A 22,009-nucleotide genomic window follows, 5' to 3' on the forward strand; every position below is an offset into this window, starting at 1 on the left:
AAAATTTACAGAGGAAAATCTAAAATATTGAGCAATTTTCAGTCTGGAAATATGCTATAATAAAGAAAATAAATACAAGAGGTTAATCATGACAAAACTATACGGAAGCTTGGAAGCAGGCGGTACAAAATTTGTCTGTGCTGTCGGAGATGAAAACTATAACGTTGTAGAAAAGGTACAATTTCCTACAACAACACCTATTGAAACAATCGATAAAACCATTGAGTTCTTCTCAAAATTCGACAATCTTGCAGGACTTGCCATTGGTTCATTTGGTCCAATCGATATCGATAAAAACTCAAAAACTTACGGATTTATCACAACAACTCCAAAACCTAACTGGGCAAATGTGGACTTGCTTGGTGCCCTTCGCCGCGCCCTAAACGTGCCAATGTACTTCACAACAGATGTAAACAGCTCTGCCTATGGTGAAGTAGTTGCTCGTAACAATGCTGGTGCTCGCATTGAAAACTTGGTTTACTACACAATCGGTACAGGTATTGGTGCAGGTGTTATCCAACGTGGTGAGTTTATCGGCGGTGTGGGTCACCCTGAAATGGGTCACTACTATGTAGCTAGACACCCAATGGATATTGAAAAAGAATTCAACGGTGTTTGTCCATTCCACAAGGGTTGTTTGGAAGGTTATGCAGCTGGTCCAAGTTTGGAAGCTCGTACAGGTGTTCGTGGGGAAAACATTGAACTGAACAACCCTGTTTGGGATGTCCAAGCCTACTATATCGCTCAAGCTGCGGTCAATGCGACAGTGACTTTCCGTCCAGACGTGATTGTCTTTGGTGGAGGGGTCATGGCTCAACAACACATGCTGGACCGTGTCCGTGAGAAATTTACAGCTCTTCTCAACGGTTACCTACCAGTACCAGATGTGCGTGATTACATCGTGACACCAGCAGTCGCAGGAAATGGTTCTGCCACACTTGGGAACTTTGTTCTTGCAAAAGAAGTTTCAAAATAAAGCACAAAATCCGCTTGGGAAACCAAACGGATTTTTTACATGTCAAAGCATTTGCCAGAAAAAGTCAATAATATAGGTCAGACCGTAGGTATAAACCACGAGGGTAAAGGGCTTAGTCAGAATGATGATGGTCATATAGCGCTTGAAGCTCATCTTGGTCAGGGCAGCTAGCATACAGAGAAAGTCAGCTGGACTAATGGGCCAAATCATCATAAAGATAAAGAAACGGTCAAAACGATTGCCCTTATCCAACCAGCCGATATACTTGTCATAGGTACGCTTGCTGACGACAGACTGGACAAAGGCAGCTCCATAGAGGCGCACTAGATAAAAGATAATGGCACAGCCAATCACGATGCCGATATAGTTGTAGATAGTCCCGATGATGTGACCGTAGATAAAGACACCAGCCACCGAGGTCAAGGCTCCAGGAATGATAGGGACGACTGTTTGTAAAATCTGTAAAAAGATAAAGAGAGGTGGCCCCCAGATACCTGCCTGCTGGATAAAGGCAGAGAGGGTTTCCTTAGACTGTAAAACCCCAGCCTGATAAGCCCAAATACAGAAAATCAAACTCCCAACCCCACCGACAATCGATGAGATGTTGATAACTTGCTGCAGAAGGGGAGAAACAGCTTTCATTTGTTTATCCTGTGACATGTGAACTCCTCATAGATAGTATAACTCTACTATACCATATTTTGGAGGAGAAAGGGGGAATGGATTGTTTTTGGATTAGAGTGAAGCTCAAGAATTTAAACCTAATTTTATTCCAATTATAAAATTTAAGAACGGGTTTCATGATATAATGTGTATAAGTAAATTTATATCGGAGAAAATAAATGAAGTCAACAATAGATAAAATTAATAAATTTAGAGATGATCGGGATTGGAGAAAATTTCATAATGAAAAAGATTTAGCTATATCCATTTCATTGGAAGCTAGTGAACTTTTAGAATTGTTCCAATGGAAACAGCCAGATGAAGTTGTCAGCCATTCATTAGATAAAATTGCTGAAGAGTTGGCAGATGTTTTAATTTATAGTTTTATGTTAGCTGATAATTTACAACTTGATGTAAATAAGATTATTGATGATAAACTTATCTCTAACAATATGAAATATCCAGTTAACTTGAGCAGAGGTAATAGCAAAAAATACACTGAGTTGGAGAAATAATGGTAAAAATACAAAGTCCAATTGTTAGAGAAATAGATTATACCAGTAACTCGTTGGTGAAACTTAAAAACCAACTTAAATTTAATGAAAATAAAAATGATTTAAAATCTTTATTTGATTATCCGGTAGTTTATATTGTTAACGATGAGAAAAAGAATCGATTTAGTGTGTACATAGGAGAAACAACTGATATAATTCGGCGAACAAGTCAACACTTAATTGACGATATAAAAAAAGAAAATAGAGATGATTGGAGAGATTTTGCAACATCTTCGACAACGAAGATGTTTGTAATTGGTCACAATCATTTTAATAAGTCGTTAACTCTAGATATAGAAAATCGCTTAATGTTATATTTATCAAGTGTCGATAATGTAACCAGGGTACAAAATAGAAGAGGAAATCCTCAAAATGAATATTATACATCCGATGAGTTAGATTCAATTTTTTCAAAAATTTGGCGTTCATTAAATAAAAAAAATCAATTTTTATTTCCTGCTGAAAGTATTGTTAGAAATTCTGCTATTTTCAAATCCTCACCTTTTCATAAATTAACCACTGAGCAAATAAAAGCAAAAAATGAAATCATTTTTAAAATTACTTCAGCTCTCAGTAAGAATGAATTTGAAACTTTAATCTTGGTTAAAGGAGAAGCTGGTGCTGGGAAAACGGTACTGATGAGTTCTTTAATAGATGATTTATTGAATTCTGATGATACAGAATTTATAAGAGAAAATAATACTATAAATCTAGTTGTCAATCATGACGACCAATTAAGTGTCTATAAAGAAATTGAGAAAAAACTTGAGTGGAAAAGTGGGTTAAATCTTGATGTTACTATGAAACCAACCCAGTTTCTAAATGCACTGAAAAAACAAGATGTAGATGCTGGTATAGTCGTTATTGATGAAGGGCACTTACTTTTGACAGCAAAAAACCAAGCTTATCAAGGTGGCAATCATTTAAAGGATATTCTTTCAAAATCTAAAGTAGTCGTTCTAGTTTACGATGATAATCAAATAATGAATAAGTCCCAAATCTGGGTCGATGATTCATTTTTAACTTTACAACATCATGCAAAACAATCTGGCAATTTAATAGAACTAAACAATCAAATGCGTATAAAAGCTAGCGAATCAACAGTCAGTTGGATTAGAAAAATAGTAGATGAAAGAATAATTACTAAGTTAAAAAAAGACAAGAACTATGATATCCAAATATTTAATTCTCCCAAGGAATTACAAGATGCTATTAAATTAAAAGATAAGAATCAACACTTAGGAATTTCTAGGTTAATAGCAACCTATGATTGGGATTATAGTAGTCAATCTAAACCAATAGATAAAGACTATTGGTGTGTGGAAATAGACGACTGGTCGTGTCCTTGGAATAGAGAATTACATAGGGATAAAAAAGACTCTAAACTGTCTTGGATTGAACAACCACAAACAATTAATGAAGTAGGTTCAACTTTTACTGTTCAAGGTTTTGATTTGAATTACGCTGGGGTAATTATTGGTCCATCAGTCAAATATAGAAATGGTGAAATTAAGTTCGATATTTCTGCTAGTAAAAATAAAGGTGCAGTCCAAAATAGAAAACTCGACAATGGTGAAATGAGAAACTTTGGTGTAGATCTTTTAAAAAATGAATTAAATGTTTTACTAACAAGAGGAGTAAATGGACTGTATATATACGCAGTAGATGAAGAACTTCAAGCAGCTTTAAAAGAGGCAATTTTATAAGAGTATAAGGTAGGAATAGATTTTTTTGAAACCAAACATGGTATAATGTCAGTTATGAATAATAACAATCAATGTGCCCTTTGCCAACAACTCTGGGCGAGAAACAAATACCTTGTTTTGAGCTATTCCAGCAATATTTACAATGAGATTCGCCAATACTTGAAGAATGAACAGGTGGAGGTCAGTCATGTTCAAGAACTGATTGACCGTGCCTGTCAAATACCTGAGCATAGAGGTCAGGTTTGCAATGCCTTTCAGCATATTTGGGGTTATTTCAAGAAGAAAGCGACAGAGGATGAGCGTAAAGATTATATGCTCTTGTTGGATCGCTACCGCTTTGCTCAAGCTTCCAAGGAAGATGTAATTACTAAGACGAGAGAGTTGCTTGAACGTTACCCAAATGCTTATCTTCAAAATTCTACTTTACTGAAAGGAGAGTGTCATGAGACTTTGGCATGAGGCTTTGATTTCACAACTTCCCCGTCCTCAACTTTTGGGGCAGCATCGAGAGTGTTGCGCCCTACGTGGCAATGGCTGGGGCAGAAAGCATGCGACTGTAGACTATGTCTTTACTCACTCGCCCTATCGCCTTTATGCCTATCATCGCTTGATTATGGAAGAGATGGATGACCGTGGCTATAATGTTAGTTCAGAGTGGTTGGATAAGAACTACCGTGGCAAGACTTGCTCTCCTTATCAAGATTTAGCAGAGGAGAAGTTGACTCGCCCTATCTATAGCGAACATGACGCTGCCTACTATAAGGAGTGTCTGGACAATCTACGAGAGAAAGGGATTGAGCTGGAATAATAGTAAGGATTGCCTTCAATTTATAACTCTTCTCGTAATTTTTTCGAATAATAAAGATGAGACCTTTGGAATGATTCTAAGGTCTTCTTTTTATGAGTGTTCAGATTTACTTTTAATAACTTTTGAGTTATAATTGAATTAGAAAGAGGTTGCTTGGTGCATACGATTTACTTCTATAAGGACAAAAATGGAAACGAGCCAGTTTTGGATTATATGAGAGAATTGGCTAGTCAGAAAAGTAAGGATAGTCGGATCAAACTCAATAAACTAAACGACTATATCGAGTTGCTTAGTCAGCATGGGACGAGAGCTGGTGAACCCTATATCAAACATTTGGAAGATGAGATTTGGGAACTAAGACCTCTGAGAGATCGAATTTTATTTGTAGCGTGGTTTGATGGGAGTTTTGTTCTTTTACATCATTTTGTCAAAAAGACTCAGAAAACTCCTAGAAGAGAAATTGAAAAAGCCAAGCGTGAACTGAAGGACTTAAAAGAAAGAGGGTTAAGTGATGAAGAATAGTGCTATCGGGAGTAATTGGAAGGATGTCCGTTCAGAACTCTTTACCAAGGAGGAAATCCTTGAAAGTGATATGCGAGTAGCTATCATGAGTGAATTGATTGCAGCCAGACAGGAACAAGGAATAAGTCAGAAAAAGCTTGAAGAACTTAGTGGAGTGAGCCAGCCTGTCATAGCTAGGATGGAAACAGGCAAGACAAGCCCTCAGTTAGATACAGTATTAAAAGTTTTATCCAGTTTGGGAAAGACATTAGCAGTCGTCCCACTTAAACAGGAAAAGAGTTGAGTGGTAGAAGTTGGAAAGATTTAACAAATTTAACAGTTATAGTACCTCAATTTTATAATTTTAGAAAATCAAACTTTTTTTAATTAAGAGTGAACGAAGTGAGCTTTTAGCGGATATTTCCGCTATAGTGGTATTCTAGATAATAATTCATTATTATCTAGAACGGAATTTTTGAGACATTCTGGCTCAAAAATTAGGGATGAAATTACGAAGTAAGTTGCTCCCGTCCGCACTTTTTAAGGGAAATATCAGAATTACAAAAGAAAAATTAACCTATAGTCTTTTCTAATAACAAGCCATAGTCACTTATAAGAATTACTAATAACGTATTTGAACAGCCTAACTGCAATAGAGCTATAAAACAAGCTACACAAGGGATTTGAGGTATTTGTCTCAAGTCTTTTTCTTTTGTTCAAAACATAGGTATAGTTTCAAACTATATTAAAGCCTAATTTTTTACAATTATACAGACGCTTTCTTTTCTGTTAAGATAGTTTCAACAACAAATTTTGGAGGACACATCATGTCAACTACAATCATCGGTTTCCCTCGTTTGGGAGAATTCCGCGAATTAAAATTTACAACTGAAAAATACTTTAGAAAAGAAATCTCAGAAGAAGAACTCTTGGCAGCAGCAAAAGACTTGCGTGCTAAACACTGGAACATTGTCAAAGAAAAAGGCATCACTGAAATTCCATCAAATGACTTTTCTCACTATGACAACTTCCTAGATGCAGCTTTCCTTTTCAACGTGGTACCTGCTTCAGTTCAAAACTTGGACTTGTCTGACCTTGAGCGCTACTTCGCTTTGGGTCGTGGTTACCAAGGAGAAAAAGGGGACGTTCGCGCCCTTCCAATGAAGAAATGGTTCAACACCAACTACCACTACATCGTTCCTAAATTTGAAAAAGACACTCAAGTCAAACTTGCTGGTCACAAGATTTTCGATGAGTTCCAAGAAGCAAAAGAGCTTGGATTGAACACTCGTCCAGTCCTTGTAGGACCATTCACTTTCCTTCAATTGTCAGACTTTGAAGAAGGTGTGAAAGCAGAAGACTTCGTAGACAGCTTAGTTGCTGCTTACCAAGAAGTTTTTGCTAAATTGGCTGAACTTGGTGCAACTCGCATCCAATTGGATGAAGCTGCTCTTGTAAAAGACTTGACAGCCGAAGAAAAAACTCTCTTCTTGAATCTCTACAACAAACTTTTGGCTGATAAAAAAGGTCTTGAAGTCTTGCTTCAAACTTACTTTGGTGACGTTCGTGATGTCTACGCTGACCTTGTAAACTTGCCAGTTGATGCTATCGGTCTTGACTTCGTTGAAGGTAAGAAAACTCTTGAACTCGTTAAAGGTGGTTTCCCAGCTGACAAGACTCTCTATGCAGGTATTGTCAATGGTAAAAACATCTGGCGTAACAACTACGAAAAGAGTTTGGCTATTCTTGAGCAAATCCCAGCTGAAAACATCGTATTGACAAGCTCATGCTCACTTCTTCATGTGCCATTTACAACAGCTAATGAAGAATTTGAACCAGCTATCTTGAACCACTTTGCCTTCGCAGTTGAAAAATTAGACGAAATCCGTGATTTGGATGCTATCCGCAATGGTCAAGGTGAAGAAGCACTTGCTGCTAATAAAGAACTCTTTGCGACTGAGCGTGTTGGTGAAAATGCTGAACTTCGTGCTCGTATCGCTGGCTTGACAGACGCTGACTACACTCGTTTGCCAGCCTTTGCAGAACGCGAAGCTATCCAAGAAGAAGCTTTCAAACTTCCAGCTCTTCCAACAACAACTATCGGTTCATTCCCTCAAACTAAAGAAGTTCGTGCGAAACGTTTAGCTTACCGTAAAGGTGAATTGTCTCAAGAAGAGTACGATGCTTTCCTTGCTGAAACGATCGATGAATGGATCAAATGGCAAGAAGATATCGACTTTGATGTCCTTGTTCATGGTGAGTTCGAGCGTAATGACATGGTTGAGTACTTCGGTCAAAACTTGTCAGGTTACCTCTTCTCTAAAAATGGTTGGGTACAATCTTACGGTATGCGTGGGGTAAAACCACCAATCATCTGGGGTGATGTCACTCGTCTTAACCCAATCACTGTTAAATGGTCTAGCTATGCACAAAGCCGTACAAACAAACCTGTTAAAGGTATGTTGACTGGACCTGTTACAATTCTTAACTGGTCATTCCCACGTGAAGACATCTCTATCAAGGATTCTACTCTTCAAATTGCCCTTGCTATTAAGGATGAAGTGCTTGACCTTGAAGCTGCTGGTGTGAAAATCATCCAAATCGACGAGGCTGCTCTTCGTGAAAAATTGCCACTTCGTCGTAGCGACTGGTACGAAGACTACCTTGACTGGGCAATTCCTGCCTTCCGCTTGGTACACTCAACAGTAGCGCCAGATACACAAATCCACACTCACATGTGTTACTCAGAATTTACAGATATCATCCCAGCTATCGACAACATGGATGCGGACGTTATTTCCTTTGAAGCTAGCCGTTCAAACCTTGAAATCTTGGACGAACTCAAAGCGAAAAACTTCCAAACTGAAGTGGGACCTGGGGTTTACGATATCCACTCACCTCGTGTGCCAAATGAAGGCGAAATCGACAACACAATCGAAGCCATCCTTGCTAAAGTACCAAGCAAGAAAGTTTGGATCAACCCTGACTGTGGTTTGAAAACACGTGGTATTCCAGAAACAAAAGAAAGTTTGATCCGCCTTGTTGAAGCAGCTAAAGCTGCGCGTGAGAAATTGTAAGATTAGATTTCTCCCTATAACGGTTGTTCAAAATGAAATCAAAAAGAAAAGGATAAGGACTATGTCACGCCAAACACCGTCACTCTCATTTGAAGTGTTCCCTCCAAACCCAGAAGTGGGTAATGATAAAATTATTTCAGCCTTGCAGGACATGCAGGAGTTGGCTCCTCACTTTATCAGTGTAACTGCCAGTAATAATAAATTTAATATCAAGGAAACGACGGTTCGTTTGGCTGACTTTATCCAAAATGACTTGGCGATTCCGACTATTGCTCACTTGCCAGCCATCTATTTAACTAAGGACAAGGTGGCTGAAACTATTGCTGACTTGGACAAGGTTGGCGTGCAGAAAATCTTGGCTCTTCGTGGGGATATTATCCCTGATGTGGAACCTCAAAAGGATTTCCGTTATGCAACAGACTTGATCGAGTTCATCAAGGAGCAAGCTCCTCACTTTGATATTATCGGAGCTTGCTATCCAGAAGGCCATCCAGATTCGCCAAATCAGATTTCAGATATCCAAAATCTCAAGAAGAAAGTGGATGCAGGCTGCTCGAGCCTCGTAACTCAGCTTTTCTTTGACAATGAGCGCTTCTATGATTTCCAAGACAAGTGCATCTTGGCTGGAATTGATGTTCCTATTCATGCAGGGATTATGCCAATTCTGAATCGAAATCAAGCTCTTCGCCTCTTGAAGACTTGTGAGAATATCCATATTCCACGTAAATTTAAAGCTATCTTAGACAAGTATGAGCATGACCCTGAGTCGCTCAGAGCAGCAGGACTTGCCTATGCAGTGGACCAAATCGTGGACTTGGTAACTCAAGATGTTGCTGGAGTGCATCTCTACACCATGAACAATGCAGAAACAGCAAAATACATCCACCAAGCAACCCATGCCTTGTTTAATCATCAGTCTCTAGGATAATAAAAAGCAAACCATTCTTCTCAGGTGAGGGGAATGGTTCCTTTTTAATGGTAAAGACCGCACTTTTTAAGAAAAATATGATAAAATAGACTCTGTACGTACTTGATACAAAGATGAGGGTATTTAGGTTGTAGAAGTTTGTTTAAAGTTGATTATTTTTTAAATAAAATCTGATAATGTGTGTCTCGAAAAACACGAACGGAGTGAGTATTTAAAAGATGTTTCACGCTATCGTGGTATCCTAGATGATAACAATATTATTATCTAAGACGGGATTTTTGAGAGTAAAATAGTTCGGGAAACTATTTTAGCCTGAGCATAGAAATGAAAAGGCGAAGTAATTAAAAATTACCATTGAAATTCCATTGGATTTCTAAAATCATCCACTGGATAATTTTACCTCCCGTCCGCACTATTTCAGGGAAATTTCAAAAAGATACTTAATTGAATTTTGGCCTCATTTCTTAGGAAAAAAGATAAGCTTCCTAGCACTCATCGAGTGCGGCATCACCTTCCTATTTTCTACAGAAATGTTCGGCAAGCCGAACCGTCCAAAATATCTTGAGCAATTGAACCCGTCCGAAAAGCTGTGTAAAAAAGATAAACTGTCTTGTCTTCATCGAAGACTTCGTCAGTTTCCTATTTTTACTTTGCTTTTGACGTCCTTAGTATCTTGATCTTTGTAGGCAAGGCGTATAATTTCATCAATCCAAAGGGGATTAAAATGACAAAACAAGTGTTTCAAACGACTTTTGCTGGTCGTGAGTTAATTGTAGAGACTGGTCAGGTTGCTAAGCAGGCAAATGGCTCTGTTGTTGTACGTTACGGTGAGTCAACTGTCTTGACTGCAGCCGTTATGTCTAAGAAAATGGCAACTGGGGATTTCTTCCCACTTCAAGTCAACTACGAAGAAAAAATGTATGCAGCTGGGAAGTTTCCTGGTGGCTTTATGAAACGTGAAGGGCGTCCTTCAACCGACGCTACTTTAACGGCGCGTTTGATTGACCGTCCGATCCGTCCTATGTTTGCGGAAGGTTTCCGTAATGAAGTTCAAGTGATTAACACTGTGCTTTCTTATGATGAAAATGCCTCTGCACCGATGGCAGCTATGTTTGGTTCATCCTTGGCGCTTTCTATTTCAGATATTCCATTTGACGGGCCAATCGCTGGGGTACAAGTAGGTTATGTGGATGGTCAAATCATCATCAACCCAAGCCAAGAACAAGCAGAGCAATCGCTGCTTGAATTAACAGTAGCAGGAACTAAACACGCCATCAACATGGTAGAGTCTGGTGCTAAAGAATTGTCAGAAGAAATCATGTTGGAAGCCCTTCTTAAAGGGCATGAAGCTGTTAAAGAATTGATTGCCTTCCAAGAAGAAATCGTTGCGGCTGTTGGGAAAGAAAAAGCAGAAGTAGAATTGCTTCATGTGGCTGCTGAATTACAGGCTGAAATCATCGCAGCCTACAACAGCGACCTCCAAAAGGCAGTTCAAATAGAAGAAAAATTGGCTCGTGAAGCTGCAACTCAAGCAGTTAAGGACCAAGTTACTGCTGTTTATGAAGAAAAATATGCGGACCACGAAGAATTTGACCGCATCATGCGTGATGTGGCTGAAATCTTGGAACAAATGGAACACGCTGAAGTGCGCCGTTTGATCACAGAAGATAAGGTACGTCCTGATGGTCGTAAGGTTGATGAAATCCGTCCTTTGGATGCGGTTGTTGACTTCCTTCCTCGTGTGCACGGCTCTGGTCTCTTCACTCGTGGACAAACTCAAGCTCTTTCTGTTTTGACCTTAGCTCCAATGGGGGAAACTCAAATCATTGATGGTCTGGATCCAGAGTACAAGAAACGCTTTATGCACCACTATAACTTCCCTCAATATTCTGTAGGGGAAACTGGTCGTTATGGTGCGCCAGGTCGTCGTGAAATTGGTCACGGTGCTCTCGGTGAGCGTGCCCTTGCGCAAGTCTTGCCAAGTTTGGAGGAATTCCCATACGCGATTCGCTTGGTTGCGGAGGTCTTGGAATCAAACGGTTCCTCATCTCAGGCTTCTATCTGTGCGGGAACTCTTGCTCTTATGGCTGGTGGTGTGCCAATCAAGGCGCCAGTAGCTGGTATTGCCATGGGACTTATCTCAGATGGTAACAACTACACAGTATTGACAGATATCCAAGGTTTGGAAGACCACTTTGGAGATATGGACTTCAAGGTTGCGGGTACTCGTGACGGGATTACAGCCCTTCAAATGGATATCAAGATTCAAGGGATTACTGCAGAAATTTTGACAGAAGCCCTTGCCCAAGCCAAGAAAGCGCGTTTTGAAATCCTTGATGTGATTGAAGCAACCATTCCAGAAGTTCGTCCAGAATTGGCTCCAACTGCTCCGAAAATTGATACTATTAAGATTGATGTGGACAAGATCAAGATTGTCATCGGTAAGGGTGGAGAAACCATCGACAAGATTATCGCCGAAACAGGTGTTAAGATTGATATCGATGAAGAAGGAAATGTATCTATCTACTCTAGCGACCAAGATGCTATTAACCGTGCTAAAGAAATTATTGCTGGTTTGGTCCGTGAAGCCAAAGTGGATGAAGTTTACCGTGCTAAAGTCGTTCGTATCGAGAAATTTGGTGCCTTTGTTAACCTCTTTGACAAGACAGATGCCCTTGTTCATATCTCTGAGATGGCTTGGACGCGTACCAATAATGTCGAAGACGTGGTAGCAATCGGGGATGAAGTTGATGTTAAGGTTATCAAGATTGATGAAAAAGGACGTGTGGATGCTTCTATGAAAGCCCTTCTTCCTCGTCCTCCAAAACCTGAACGTGATGAAAAAGGCGAAAAGTCTGAGAGACCTCACCGCCCACGTCATCACAAGGACCACAAACCTAAGAAAGAATTTACAGAAACACCAAAAGATTCAGAATAAGAAAAGGAGAAATGTATGGGATGGTGGCGCGAAACCATTGATATCGTAAAAGAAAATGATCCAGCGGCCCGCACCACTTTGGAGGTTTTGCTGACTTATCCAGGTGTCAAGGCCTTGGCGGCCCACCGTCTCTCGCATTTTCTCTGGAAGCATGGCTTCAAACTCCTGGCTCGTATGCACAGTCAGTTTTGGCGCTTTTGGACTCAGATTGAGATTCATCCAGGTGCCCAGATTGATTCAGGTGTCTTTATCGACCACGGTTCTGGTCTGGTGATTGGGGAAACAGCGATCGTTGAAAAAGGTGTTCTCCTTTATCACGGGGTGACTCTTGGTGGAACTGGTAAGGATGTTGGCAAACGCCATCCGACGGTTCGTAAAGGAGCTCTCATATCAGCCCATGCCCAAGTTATCGGACCAGTAGAAATCGGTGAAAATGCCAAGGTCGGTGCAGCAGCAGTTGTCGTGGCAGATGTACCTAGTGATGTGACGGTTGTCGGTATTCCGGCTAAGATTGTCCGTGTACATGGTAAAAAGGATGAGCCGGTCATTCACGAAGTCGAAGAAAAACGAGAGTACTACGTCAATAAACTTGAGCAGGCTAAAGAAGCCAGTCACAGATCGTCTGGGTTGTAGAGGATACCTATATGATTCAAGTAAGAAACAAGTTAAGCCAAGAGGAGCTATCTGAGGCGAAAAAACTAATTAACTGTTGTCAAAACTATGACGGTACCTATCGTGATCCCTATCTCTCTAACATGCTTAATTTTGACCCAAACATGCCCGCCTTTTTCCTTTATTATGAAAAAGGCGAACTTGTTGGTCTCTTAACTGTCTATGCTGATGACCAAGATGTGGAAGTGACGATACTGGTTCATCCAGATCATCGCCATCAGGGAATTGCGCGTGCATTGTTTACTAGTTTTGAGAAAGAAACGGCTTCTTTCTCTATTCGTTCAGTGACTTTTCAGACAGAACGTATTTTTCTAGAACGTCATCCTGATTTTGTCAGCAACTGGGGATTGGTCGAGGATGAGGATACAGAAACTTGGTTAGGTAAGGATAGAAAACCTTATCAGTTAGCAAATTTTTCTAATCTTGAAGTTTTGTTAGCAGATAGTTCGTATCAGGAGCAAATTAGTCAGTTAAAATTTCAGGCATTCTCAGAGGAACATGAGTCTAGAGAGATTGTGGATAGATATGTCGCTGAAGCTCTGAAGGATCCAGAAAGTCGCTTATATATTTTGTTAAAAGACGGTCAGGTTATTGGAACTTGCACGGTAGATTTATCGACTAATACGAATTACTTCTACGGTTTAGCAATATCTGAACCTGAACGTGGGAAAGGCTATGGAAGCTACTTAGCAAAATCCCTTGTCAACCAACTAATTGAGCAAAATGATAAGGAATTTCAGATTGCAGTGGAAGATAGCAATGTAGGTGCCAAACGTTTGTATGAAAAAATTGGCTTTGTCAAACAGACTCAGGTGGTTTATCTGAATGAGAAAGGAGCAAGGGATTCCGAAGTGTAGAGACATTCGGACTGAAATTCAATTGAACTCTCAGTGATGAGACTAACTGTTCTTGGATTTTAGCTTTCCTGATTATGATTTATGATTAAAATCTACGACACCATGTCTCGTGTTTTGCGAGAATTTGTCCCGATTGAGGACGGCAAGGTCAAGATGTATGTTTGTGGGCCAACGGTGTACAACTATATTCACGTGGGAAATGCTCGTTCAACGGTGGCTTTTGATACCATTCGTCGCTATTTTGAGTACCGTGGTTATGAGGTTGCCTATATTTCCAATTTCACGGATGTGGACGATAAGATTATTAACCGTGCCAAGGAAGAGGGCATTACGCCTCAGGAGGTTGCGGACAAGTACATCACTGCCTTTCGTGAGGATGTGACAGCCTTGGGCGTCAAACCTGCGACTCGCCATCCGCGTGTGGTGGAGTTTATGGATGACATTATTCGCTTTGTGGAAGACTTAATTGAAAAAGGTTTTGCTTATGAGAGCCAAGGGGATGTCTATTTCCGTGTGGAAAAATCCCACAACTATGCCAAGTTGGCTAACAAAACCTTGGAAGATTTGGAACTAGGGGCTTCAGGTCGTACCGATGAAGAAACGGCTCGTAAGGAAAATCCTGTAGACTTTGCCCTATGGAAAGCTGCCAAGCCAGGCGAGATTTCTTGGGACAGTCCTTGGGGTCCTGGTCGTCCGGGATGGCATATTGAGTGTTCGGTCATGTCAACAGAGATTTTGGGCGATACCATTGATATCCACGGTGGCGGAGCCGATCTCGAGTTTCCTCATCATACCAATGAAATTGCCCAGTCAGAAGCCAAAACAGGTAAGATTTTTGCCAACTACTGGATGCACAATGGCTTTGTCAATATCGATAATGTCAAGATGTCCAAATCCTTGGGCAACTTTATCACAGTGCACGATGCCCTCAAAACCCTCGATGGGCAAGTGCTTCGTTTCTTCTTTGCGACACAACATTACCGTAAGCCTATCAACTTTACGGAAAAGGCAGTGCGTGATGCAGAGACTAATCTCAAGTATCTAAAGAACACTTACGAACAACCATTTTCTGGGACTGTAGATGCCCAAGACTTGCAAGCCTTTAAAGACAAGTTCGTAGCAGCTATGGATGAGGATTTCAATTCTGCCAACGGTATTACAGTAGTCTTTGAAATGGCCAAATGGATCAATTCCGGCAACTATGACGCAAGTGTCAAGCAAGCTCTTGCGGATATGTTGGAAGTCTTTGGAATTGTCTTTGTTGAGGAAGTTTTGGATGCAGAGATTGAAGACTTGATTCAAAAACGCCAAGAAGCGCGTGCCAATCGTGACTTTGCGACAGCGGACCAGATCCGTGACCAATTGGCTGCTCAAGGGATTAAGCTCCTTGACACCAAAGATGGAGTGAGGTGGACACGTGATTGATGTCAATCTCATCAACGGGATTGCGTTAGCTTTTGAGGGGGACGCGGTGTATTCTATGTATATTCGTCGTCACCTCATTCTAAAAGGTATGACCAAACCCAATAAACTCCATCAAGAAGCGACCAAGTATGTCTCAGCCAAAGCTCAGGCTCGCCTGATTTCCCTTATGTTAGAGGAGCAAGTCCTGACGGAAAAAGAAGAAGAAATCTACAAACGTGGTCGCAATACCAATAGTCACACAAAGGCTAAAAATGCCGATGTGGTGACCTACCGTATGTCCACAGGTTTTGAAGCAGTCATGGGTTATCTCCATATGACTGAAAATCTGGAACGTCTTGAGAGCTTGATTTCGTGGTGCATCCAAAAAGTGGAGGGCTAGGACATGATGGCAAAAGAATTACAAGAATGGTTTCCTGAAGCTCAGATTTCAGACCAACCAGTAGAGAAAGAGGGTTATCTCACTCTTCCTTTAGCTTCTCAACAGTGGATTTTGCTGGAGGAAGCTGGGCTCAGCGAGCGTGAAAAGCAGTTGATTTCACTTTTGACCCAGCAGGAGCAGGCTCGTTCGCTCAATCCTTGGTATTCTTTTTTGATTGAGGGGAAGGGACAGACACCACAAACTTTTAAAAAGATTCAGTTGGCCTATTGTCATCTTTCCTATTTTCAGCAGGAAAATCTAGCTTCTTGGCTGGATATGATGCGGACTCTATTTCCTAACTGTCAGACAGTGCTTCAGGTCGGAGCTCAGGACTATGTTTTCGTGCTTCAACAAGATAAGTACACCTCTGTACGAGCTATTTTAAGTGATACGATTGAAGCGGTTGAGTATGACTTTGGACTGCGTCTGTCTATCATGTTAGGTCAGGTTTGGTCTCAGACGGGCCATCAAGCTCTATCAGACTTAATCAAAGCGGAGCGGGATTTGTTCAAGACTTGGTGGCGTCAGGGTCACCAAGGTGTTCATACCTTTTCACAACTCTATCTTTGGAGTATGGGGGGAAGAATTGTGGACCTGAGAGTCATTAAAGAATGCCTGCACCAGATGATTTTGGATCAGGACCAGATTCAGGAAATCATTCTCTCCCTTTGGGAAAATAGTGCTGTCCTCACTAAAACCGCCCAGCAACTCTATCTGCACCGCAATTCTCTCCAATACAAGATTGATAAATGGGAAGAGTTGACAGGGCTTCAGTTGAAGGAATTAACGGATCTCACCTTGTGTTATCAATTGATTTTACCAGATATTCTCTAAAGTTTTGTGCAAGTTGCACAGAACTTTATTATTTTTTTGGTCACCTTGCCATAGAAATGTAAAGCGTTTTCATCTATAATAAAACTATCAAAATACAAAAGGAGTTTACCTCATGGTAGAATTGAATCTTAAAAACATTTACAAAAAATATCCAAACAGCGAACACTATTCAGTTGAAGACTTCAACTTGGACATCAAAGACAAAGAATTTATCGTTTTCGTAGGTCCTTCAGGATGTGGTAAATCAACAACTCTTCGTATGATTGCTGGTCTTGAAGATATCACAGAAGGAACTGCATCTATCGATGGCGTGGTTGTCAACGACGTCGCTCCAAAAGACCGTGACATCGCCATGGTATTCCAAAACTACGCTCTTTACCCACACATGACTGTTTATGACAACATGGCTTTCGGTTTGAAATTGCGTAAATACAGCAAAGAAGACATCGACAAACGTGTGCAAGAAGCAGCTGAAATCCTTGGATTGAAAGAATTCTTGGAACGTAAACCAGCTGACCTTTCAGGTGGTCAACGTCAACGTGTTGCCATGGGTCGTGCAATCGTCCGTGATGCAAAAGTGTTCTTGATGGACGAACCTTTGTCAAACTTGGATGCCAAACTTCGTGTATCAATGCGTGCTGAAATTGCGAAAATCCACCGTCGTATCGGAGCTACAACTATCTACGTAACTCACGACCAAACAGAAGCGATGACACTGGCAGACCGTATCGTTATCATGTCAGCAACTAAGAACCCTGCTGGTACAGGTACTATCGGACGTGTAGAACAAATCGGTACTCCTCAAGAAGTTTACAAAAACCCAGTTAATAAATTCGTAGCAGGCTTCATTGGAAGCCCAGCTATGAACTTCATCAATGTGAAATTGGTTGGTAGCGAAATTGTTTCTGACGGTTTCCGTTTGAAAGTTCCAGAAGGCGCATTGAAAGTTCTTCGTGAAAAAGGCTACGAAGGTAAAGAATTGATCTTCGGTATCCGTCCAGAAGATGTGAATGCAGAACCTGCTTTCCTTGAAACATTCCCAGAATCAGTTGTCAAAGCTACTATCTCAGTATCAGAATTGCTTGGTTCAGAATCTCACCTTTACTGCCAAGTTGGTAAAGATGAATTTGTTGCCAAAGTTGATGCTCGTGACTACTTGCAAACAGGTGCAACAGTTGAACTTGGATTTGACTTGAACAAAGCACACTTCTTCGATGTAGAAACTGAAAAAACAGTCTACTAAGATAAATGAAACACAAGACACTGCTAGAAATCTGGCAGTGTTTTTTTGCGGTTGCGTAAAAAAACTCCTGGGAAATTCCAGGAGAGTATGAGTGGTTATTTGAACTTGAATCCTTCGTAAATAAGATCTGCTTTGGGATTCTGTTTCTTAATCTGTTTAGCAAATGATTTCATCATAGAAAGAGGACCACACATATAGACGCTTGCATGTTCGGGCACTTTTTCTTGATCAAAATTAAGATAGCCGTCTTTCCTACTGTCTACTAGATGGAGTTCGAAATTAGGATTTTTTTGAGCATAGTCACGGAGCAAATCTAGATAGACTGCATTTTCCTCACCACGGAAGCTATAGTAGAAGTGAACCTGTTTATCTAAAATAGGATGTTCACGGATGTAAGAGATGAAGGGGGTGATCCCAATGCCTCCAGCAATCCAAACCTGATTTTTTCGTCCTTCTTCTATAATCATGTGCCCGTAAGCTCTGTCTACGCTTACTTTGCTGCCGACTTGAAGATTGTCATAGATATTCTTGGTATGGTCACCTGAATTTTTAACAGTAAAGTAAAGAGTTTGACCATGACCTCCTGAGATAGAAAAGGGATGCGGAGCACTTTCAAAACCTTCTTGGAAAATCTTTAGGAAGGCAAATTGTCCTGATTGATAGTTGAAAGGTCTACTAAGACGGATTTGAATTTCTCTAGTATCGTGGTTTAAGCGTTTGAGATTGGTAATTTTCCCTAGATAGGGGAAGCCAATCTTTTGATATAGAAAAATGATATAAAAACCAGCTAGTAAGCCTAAAAGGGCATAGCTACCAACAACAAAACTTAGAGGATTAAATGTAAGGAGGCGATTGCCCATCATCATGTAGACATGAAAGAGTCCGAAAATATAAGCTAGATAAACCAGACGGTGAATCCATCGCCAGGCTTCGTATTGGATATATTTACCTAAATAGGCGACAAGGATGATACTGACAAAGATATAGATGGCAAGATTGCCAAACTGAGCAGCTAAACGAGATCCCCACAAACCGCCCATACTAAAGTTATGAAAGATTAGTAGGATGACGGATAGAAAGGCTGTGAATTTGTGGACGGTGTAGATTTTCTCCAAACCGTGAAACCAGCTTTCTAGTAGGGGGAGACGAGTGGCTAGGATAAAGGTCAGAGATAGGCTTGTTAAAGCTAGTCCTGGAATCATGAATTGGGGAGAAGTGCTCATCCAAGTTAAAATAGTCAAGACAAAACTAGCTATGATAAAGAGTAGTCCTTTGATTGATTTCATAGAAAATTCCATTTCATTTAGATTTGATTTGTTGTAAATAAATTTGTTACATTTTATCATAGAAAAAGTATGGTGTCAAATTGATGTCTATAAATATCTGCTATCATTAAAAAACTCTCCAATTGAACTGGAGAGTGGTTGTTTATTCTGCAGCTTGTTGCCAACGTTTTGCTAGCATATGAGATAGGCTCGAAATTGCTAGGTTAAAGCTGAAGTAGATGAGGGCAATCAGGATATAAAGACTGAAGACCTGCTCTGGTTCGAAATAACGGCCCATGAGAATTTGACTGGCTCCAAAGAGTTCTTGTAGGGCGATAACAGAGTAGAGAAGACTGGTATCCTTAATCACGGTTACAAACTGAGAAATGATGGCTGGCAACATTTTACGAATAGCTTGTGGAAGAATGATGTGGTAGAGGATTTGGGTTGAGGTGAATCCTTGTGACATTCCTGCTTCGTATTGTCCCTTGTCTACGGCATTGAGACCGCCTCGAATAATCTCAGCTAGGGCAGCTGAGGTAAAGAGAGTAAAGGCAGTGATTCCTGCTGGAGTGGATTTCATCTTGAAAACCAAAAAGATAGTGAAAATCCAGAGAAGGTTGGGAACGTTGCGCACAAATTCGATGTAAATGCTGGAGATGATACGTAAGACAGGATTTTTGCCATTTCTCATGACGGCTAGCACCGTACCGATAAGGGTAGAGAGGACGATAGCGATTAGAGAAATATAGAGGGTCAAGCCAAATCCTTTAAAGATAAAGATTAGGTTATCTGGGGTCAAAACTTCTAAAATGGATTCCATAGTAACCTCCTAAAGTGAATAGGCTTTTTTGTTGGCTTGCTCCATCTTGCGACCAAACTGGGCAACAGGGAAGCATAGAGAAAAGTAGAGAAGGGCAGCACCTAGAAAGGCTGGGATGTAGTTTCCGTTGAGAGCTGACCAAGACTTGGTCACAAACATCAAGTCTACACCAGAAATGATAGCGACTGTAGAAGTGTTCTTGATGAGGTTGACAATTTGATTGGTCAAAGGAGGGAGAATAATACGGAAGGCCTGAGGCAAGATAATCAAGCGCATGGCACTGATATAGGTAAACCCTTGCGACAAGGCAGCTTCCATCTGACCGCTAGGAATAGACTGAATTCCTGAACGAATTACTTCAGCGATATAGGCACCGTGATAGAGTCCCACGCAGAGTACAGCCGTCCAATAAATCGGAATCATGATGATATGGTCACTAATAAGAGGCAAACCATAAAAAACAATAACAAACTGTACCAAGAGGGGAGTGTTTTGGTAAAACTCGACAAAGATACGAGCTAAAATGCGCAAAATTGGACGTTTACTGGTTGACATAGCTCCGAAGAAGATGCCTAAAACCATGGCTAGGATAAAGGATCCAATTGCTAGGGCAAGGGTGAAGAGGAAACCATTGAAAAATTGTCCAAAATCCTGAAAATAGGCTGTCCAAGATGATAAATCTGTCATGGGGTGTCCTCCTTATTCTGCAGTATGGCTAGATGGTTTCAGTTTGTAACGGTCATAGAGTTTTTGCAAACTGCCGTCCTTGCTCCATTTGGTGACCAAGTTATCAAGATAGTCGTTGAGCTCAGTATTTGATTTCTTGGTAACGATACCGTAGTCAGATGGCTTGAAACTATCATTTAGCAGTTCTGTCCGTTTACTGATGTAACCTGACAGAATAGAGCGGTCAACGGAAAAGGCATCAATACGATGGGCATGGAGAGAAGTAATCAATTCTGGATAGGAACCAAGTTCTACAAATTTAAACTTCAGGCCTTTCTTTTTACCCAGTTCGGTAATCAGGCGTTGGGTGATGGAACCTTGGGCAACTCCGATGGTTTTTTCGTTTAAATCCTCAATACTTTTGATTTTGGCAGACTTATTGATCAAAAAGCCAGAAGCGTCCGTGTAGTAGGGGCTTGTGAAGTTGTAGAGTTTTTTGCGTTCGTCTGTGATGGTGAAGGTTGCGATATCCATATCGACCTGTTCATTATCTAGGAGGGGTCCACGAGTTTGCGCTGTAACAGGAACATAGCGAACCTTGACCTTGAGCTCATCAGCTACCATCTTAGCCAGGTCAGTTTCGATACCAGAATAGGTTCCTGTCTTGGGATCCTTGTAACCGAAATTGGGAACGTCTTGTTTCACACCAACAACCAGCTCGCCTCTCTTTTGAATGTCTGCGACACTGGTATCAGCCTGAACTGGTTTTGCAGCAGCAAGACCGAAAAGGCTAATCAATAATGCTGATAAAAAGAATTTCTTTTTCATAGGCGCCTCCTTATTTGACTTTGTCACTTTCGTGGTTGATGATTTTGCTGAGGAATTGTTGGGCACGAGGTTCGCTTGGATTGTCGAAAAAGTCATCAACATCTGTCGTATCCACCAACACTTCTCCATCAGCCATAAAGATGATACGATCAGCAACTTCACGGGCAAAGCCCATTTCATGGGTAACGACAATCATATTCATACCATCGTGGGCTAATTTTTGCATAACTGCTAGAACATCGCCGATGGTTTCAGGGTCAAGGGCAGATGTTGGTTCATCAAAGAGGAGGAGTTCCGGATGCATAGCGAGTCCACGTGCAATGGCAATCCGTTGCTTTTGTCCACCAGATAGCATGGCTGGATAAGAATCTTTCTTGTCCCACATATTTACAAATTCCAGATATTTTTGGGCTGTTTTTTCAGCTTCTTCTTTATCAATTCCTAGAACTTTTATAGGCGCAAGTGTTACGTTTTCTAACACTGTTTTGTGGGGATAGAGGTTAAAATGTTGAAAAACCATGCCGACTTCCTTGCGAAGCGGTACCAAATCTTTCTGGCTGGCACCGGCAACTTGGTGACCATTTACTAGAAGACTTCCTTTGTCAACTGCCTCCAAACCATTGATGGTGCGGATAAGAGTGGACTTCCCAGAACCAGAAGGGCCTAGGAGGACAACAACTTGCCCTTTTTCAAAACGGAGATTGATGTCGCGGAGTGCATGGTAGTCTCCGTAATATTTTTCGACGTGTTCAAATTCTACTAAAGCCATAAGGAATCTCCTTTGTGTCAGATTTTATAACATGATTCTACACCAAAAGATTTATCTT

At 40.8% G+C, this 22,009-nt stretch carries 22 protein-coding genes; 16 read left to right on the top strand and 6 right to left on the bottom strand.

The window, feature by feature from the left end; genetic code table 11:
• Positions 1 to 88: 88 nt before the first annotated feature.
• Positions 89 to 976, top strand: coding sequence for a fructokinase ScrK (scrK, locus tag ACERDH_RS05755; protein ID WP_386684489.1), 888 nt, complete (start codon positions 89 to 91; stop codon positions 974 to 976).
• A 42-nt stretch (positions 977 to 1,018) separates the two neighbouring features.
• Here the strand turns inward: scrK and ACERDH_RS05760 are convergent, their stop codons facing one another.
• Positions 1,019 to 1,636 carry a TVP38/TMEM64 family protein gene (locus ACERDH_RS05760; RefSeq protein ID WP_000076170.1) on the bottom strand — a complete coding sequence of 206 codons (618 nt, stop codon included), beginning with the start codon at positions 1,634 to 1,636 and terminating at the stop codon, positions 1,019 to 1,021.
• A gap of 182 nt (positions 1,637 to 1,818) precedes the next feature.
• Here ACERDH_RS05760 and ACERDH_RS05765 point away from each other — a divergent pair, with 182 nt between their 5' ends.
• The 15 genes from ACERDH_RS05765 (at position 1,819) to ACERDH_RS05835 (ending at position 17,600) form a co-directional block, all read left to right on the top strand.
• Positions 1,819 to 2,154, top strand: coding sequence for a nucleotide pyrophosphohydrolase (locus tag ACERDH_RS05765; protein WP_000843064.1), 336 nt, complete (start codon positions 1,819 to 1,821; stop codon positions 2,152 to 2,154).
• Positions 2,154 to 3,899, top strand: coding sequence for a DUF2075 domain-containing protein (locus ACERDH_RS05770; protein ID WP_386684493.1), 1,746 nt, complete (start codon positions 2,154 to 2,156; stop codon positions 3,897 to 3,899). Before ACERDH_RS05765 ends, ACERDH_RS05770 begins: the two co-directional genes overlap by 1 nt.
• A gap of 54 nt (positions 3,900 to 3,953) precedes the next feature.
• Positions 3,954 to 4,358, top strand: a complete 405-nt coding sequence (locus tag ACERDH_RS05775) for a YbgA family protein (protein WP_386684496.1) — start codon at positions 3,954 to 3,956, stop codon at positions 4,356 to 4,358.
• Positions 4,342 to 4,707 carry a TIGR02328 family protein gene (locus tag ACERDH_RS05780; RefSeq protein WP_386684499.1) on the top strand — a complete coding sequence of 122 codons (366 nt, stop codon included), beginning with the start codon at positions 4,342 to 4,344 and terminating at the stop codon, positions 4,705 to 4,707. Before ACERDH_RS05775 ends, ACERDH_RS05780 begins: the two co-directional genes overlap by 17 nt.
• Before the next feature lie 156 nt (positions 4,708 to 4,863).
• Positions 4,864 to 5,229: a type II toxin-antitoxin system RelE/ParE family toxin gene (locus ACERDH_RS05785; protein ID WP_386684502.1), complete on the top strand. Its 366-nt coding sequence runs from the start codon at positions 4,864 to 4,866 to the stop codon at positions 5,227 to 5,229.
• Positions 5,219 to 5,512, top strand: coding sequence for a helix-turn-helix domain-containing protein (locus ACERDH_RS05790; protein WP_386684505.1), 294 nt, complete (start codon positions 5,219 to 5,221; stop codon positions 5,510 to 5,512). Before ACERDH_RS05785 ends, ACERDH_RS05790 begins: the two co-directional genes overlap by 11 nt.
• A 523-nt stretch (positions 5,513 to 6,035) precedes the next feature.
• Complete coding sequence (metE, locus tag ACERDH_RS05795; RefSeq protein WP_386684508.1) at positions 6,036 to 8,285, top strand: 5-methyltetrahydropteroyltriglutamate--homocysteine S-methyltransferase; 2,250 nt, start codon at positions 6,036 to 6,038, stop codon at positions 8,283 to 8,285.
• Between the two features lie 61 nt (positions 8,286 to 8,346).
• Positions 8,347 to 9,213, top strand: coding sequence for a methylenetetrahydrofolate reductase [NAD(P)H] (metF, locus tag ACERDH_RS05800; RefSeq protein WP_084862959.1), 867 nt, complete (start codon positions 8,347 to 8,349; stop codon positions 9,211 to 9,213).
• A gap of 724 nt (positions 9,214 to 9,937) precedes the next feature.
• Positions 9,938 to 12,151: a polyribonucleotide nucleotidyltransferase gene (pnp, locus tag ACERDH_RS05805; protein WP_386684512.1), complete on the top strand. Its 2,214-nt coding sequence runs from the start codon at positions 9,938 to 9,940 to the stop codon at positions 12,149 to 12,151.
• 15 nt (positions 12,152 to 12,166) lie between these two features.
• Positions 12,167 to 12,784, top strand: a complete 618-nt coding sequence (cysE, locus tag ACERDH_RS05810) for a serine O-acetyltransferase (RefSeq protein WP_000539979.1) — start codon at positions 12,167 to 12,169, stop codon at positions 12,782 to 12,784.
• An 11-nt stretch (positions 12,785 to 12,795) separates the two neighbouring features.
• Positions 12,796 to 13,680, top strand: coding sequence for a GNAT family N-acetyltransferase (locus ACERDH_RS05815; protein WP_386684515.1), 885 nt, complete (start codon positions 12,796 to 12,798; stop codon positions 13,678 to 13,680).
• 81 nt (positions 13,681 to 13,761) lie between these two features.
• On the top strand, positions 13,762 to 15,105 hold the full coding sequence (gene cysS, locus ACERDH_RS05820; RefSeq protein ID WP_386684518.1) for a cysteine--tRNA ligase: 1,344 nt from the start codon (positions 13,762 to 13,764) through the stop codon (positions 15,103 to 15,105).
• Positions 15,098 to 15,484: a Mini-ribonuclease 3 gene (locus ACERDH_RS05825; RefSeq protein WP_000567927.1), complete on the top strand. Its 387-nt coding sequence runs from the start codon at positions 15,098 to 15,100 to the stop codon at positions 15,482 to 15,484. The genes cysS and ACERDH_RS05825 overlap by 8 nt, the downstream gene beginning before the upstream one ends.
• Positions 15,485 to 15,487: 3 nt before the next feature.
• Positions 15,488 to 16,357, top strand: a complete 870-nt coding sequence (locus tag ACERDH_RS05830; protein ID WP_386684522.1) for a helix-turn-helix domain-containing protein — start codon at positions 15,488 to 15,490, stop codon at positions 16,355 to 16,357.
• Between the two features lie 112 nt (positions 16,358 to 16,469).
• Positions 16,470 to 17,600: an ABC transporter ATP-binding protein gene (locus tag ACERDH_RS05835; RefSeq protein WP_000229952.1), complete on the top strand. Its 1,131-nt coding sequence runs from the start codon at positions 16,470 to 16,472 to the stop codon at positions 17,598 to 17,600.
• A 95-nt stretch (positions 17,601 to 17,695) separates the two neighbouring features.
• On the opposite strand, the gene ACERDH_RS05840 is transcribed toward ACERDH_RS05835, so the two are convergent.
• The 5 genes from ACERDH_RS05840 to ACERDH_RS05860 all read right to left on the bottom strand — a co-directional run bounded on the left by ACERDH_RS05840 (position 17,696) and on the right by ACERDH_RS05860 (position 21,951).
• Positions 17,696 to 18,886, bottom strand: a complete 1,191-nt coding sequence (locus ACERDH_RS05840; protein ID WP_386684526.1) for a ferredoxin reductase family protein — start codon at positions 18,884 to 18,886, stop codon at positions 17,696 to 17,698.
• Positions 18,887 to 19,028: 142 nt separating this feature from the next.
• The gene (locus tag ACERDH_RS05845; RefSeq protein WP_000443855.1) at positions 19,029 to 19,688 is read right to left on the bottom strand and encodes an amino acid ABC transporter permease; all 660 of its coding nucleotides are present in this window, start codon (positions 19,686 to 19,688) and stop codon (positions 19,029 to 19,031) included.
• A gap of 9 nt (positions 19,689 to 19,697) precedes the next feature.
• Positions 19,698 to 20,375 (bottom strand): amino acid ABC transporter permease, encoded by a 678-nt coding sequence (locus tag ACERDH_RS05850; protein WP_000131137.1) that lies wholly within the window; start codon positions 20,373 to 20,375, stop codon positions 19,698 to 19,700.
• A 12-nt stretch (positions 20,376 to 20,387) separates the two neighbouring features.
• On the bottom strand, positions 20,388 to 21,182 hold the full coding sequence (locus ACERDH_RS05855; protein ID WP_386684531.1) for a transporter substrate-binding domain-containing protein: 795 nt from the start codon (positions 21,180 to 21,182) through the stop codon (positions 20,388 to 20,390).
• Positions 21,183 to 21,192: 10 nt separating this feature from the next.
• Positions 21,193 to 21,951, bottom strand: coding sequence for an amino acid ABC transporter ATP-binding protein (locus ACERDH_RS05860; RefSeq protein WP_024057567.1), 759 nt, complete (start codon positions 21,949 to 21,951; stop codon positions 21,193 to 21,195).
• Positions 21,952 to 22,009: the final 58 nt, after the last annotated feature.

Origin of the sequence: Streptococcus bovismuti, assembly GCF_042436615.2 — a bacterium.
Lineage (GTDB): Bacteria > Bacillota > Bacilli > Lactobacillales > Streptococcaceae > Streptococcus.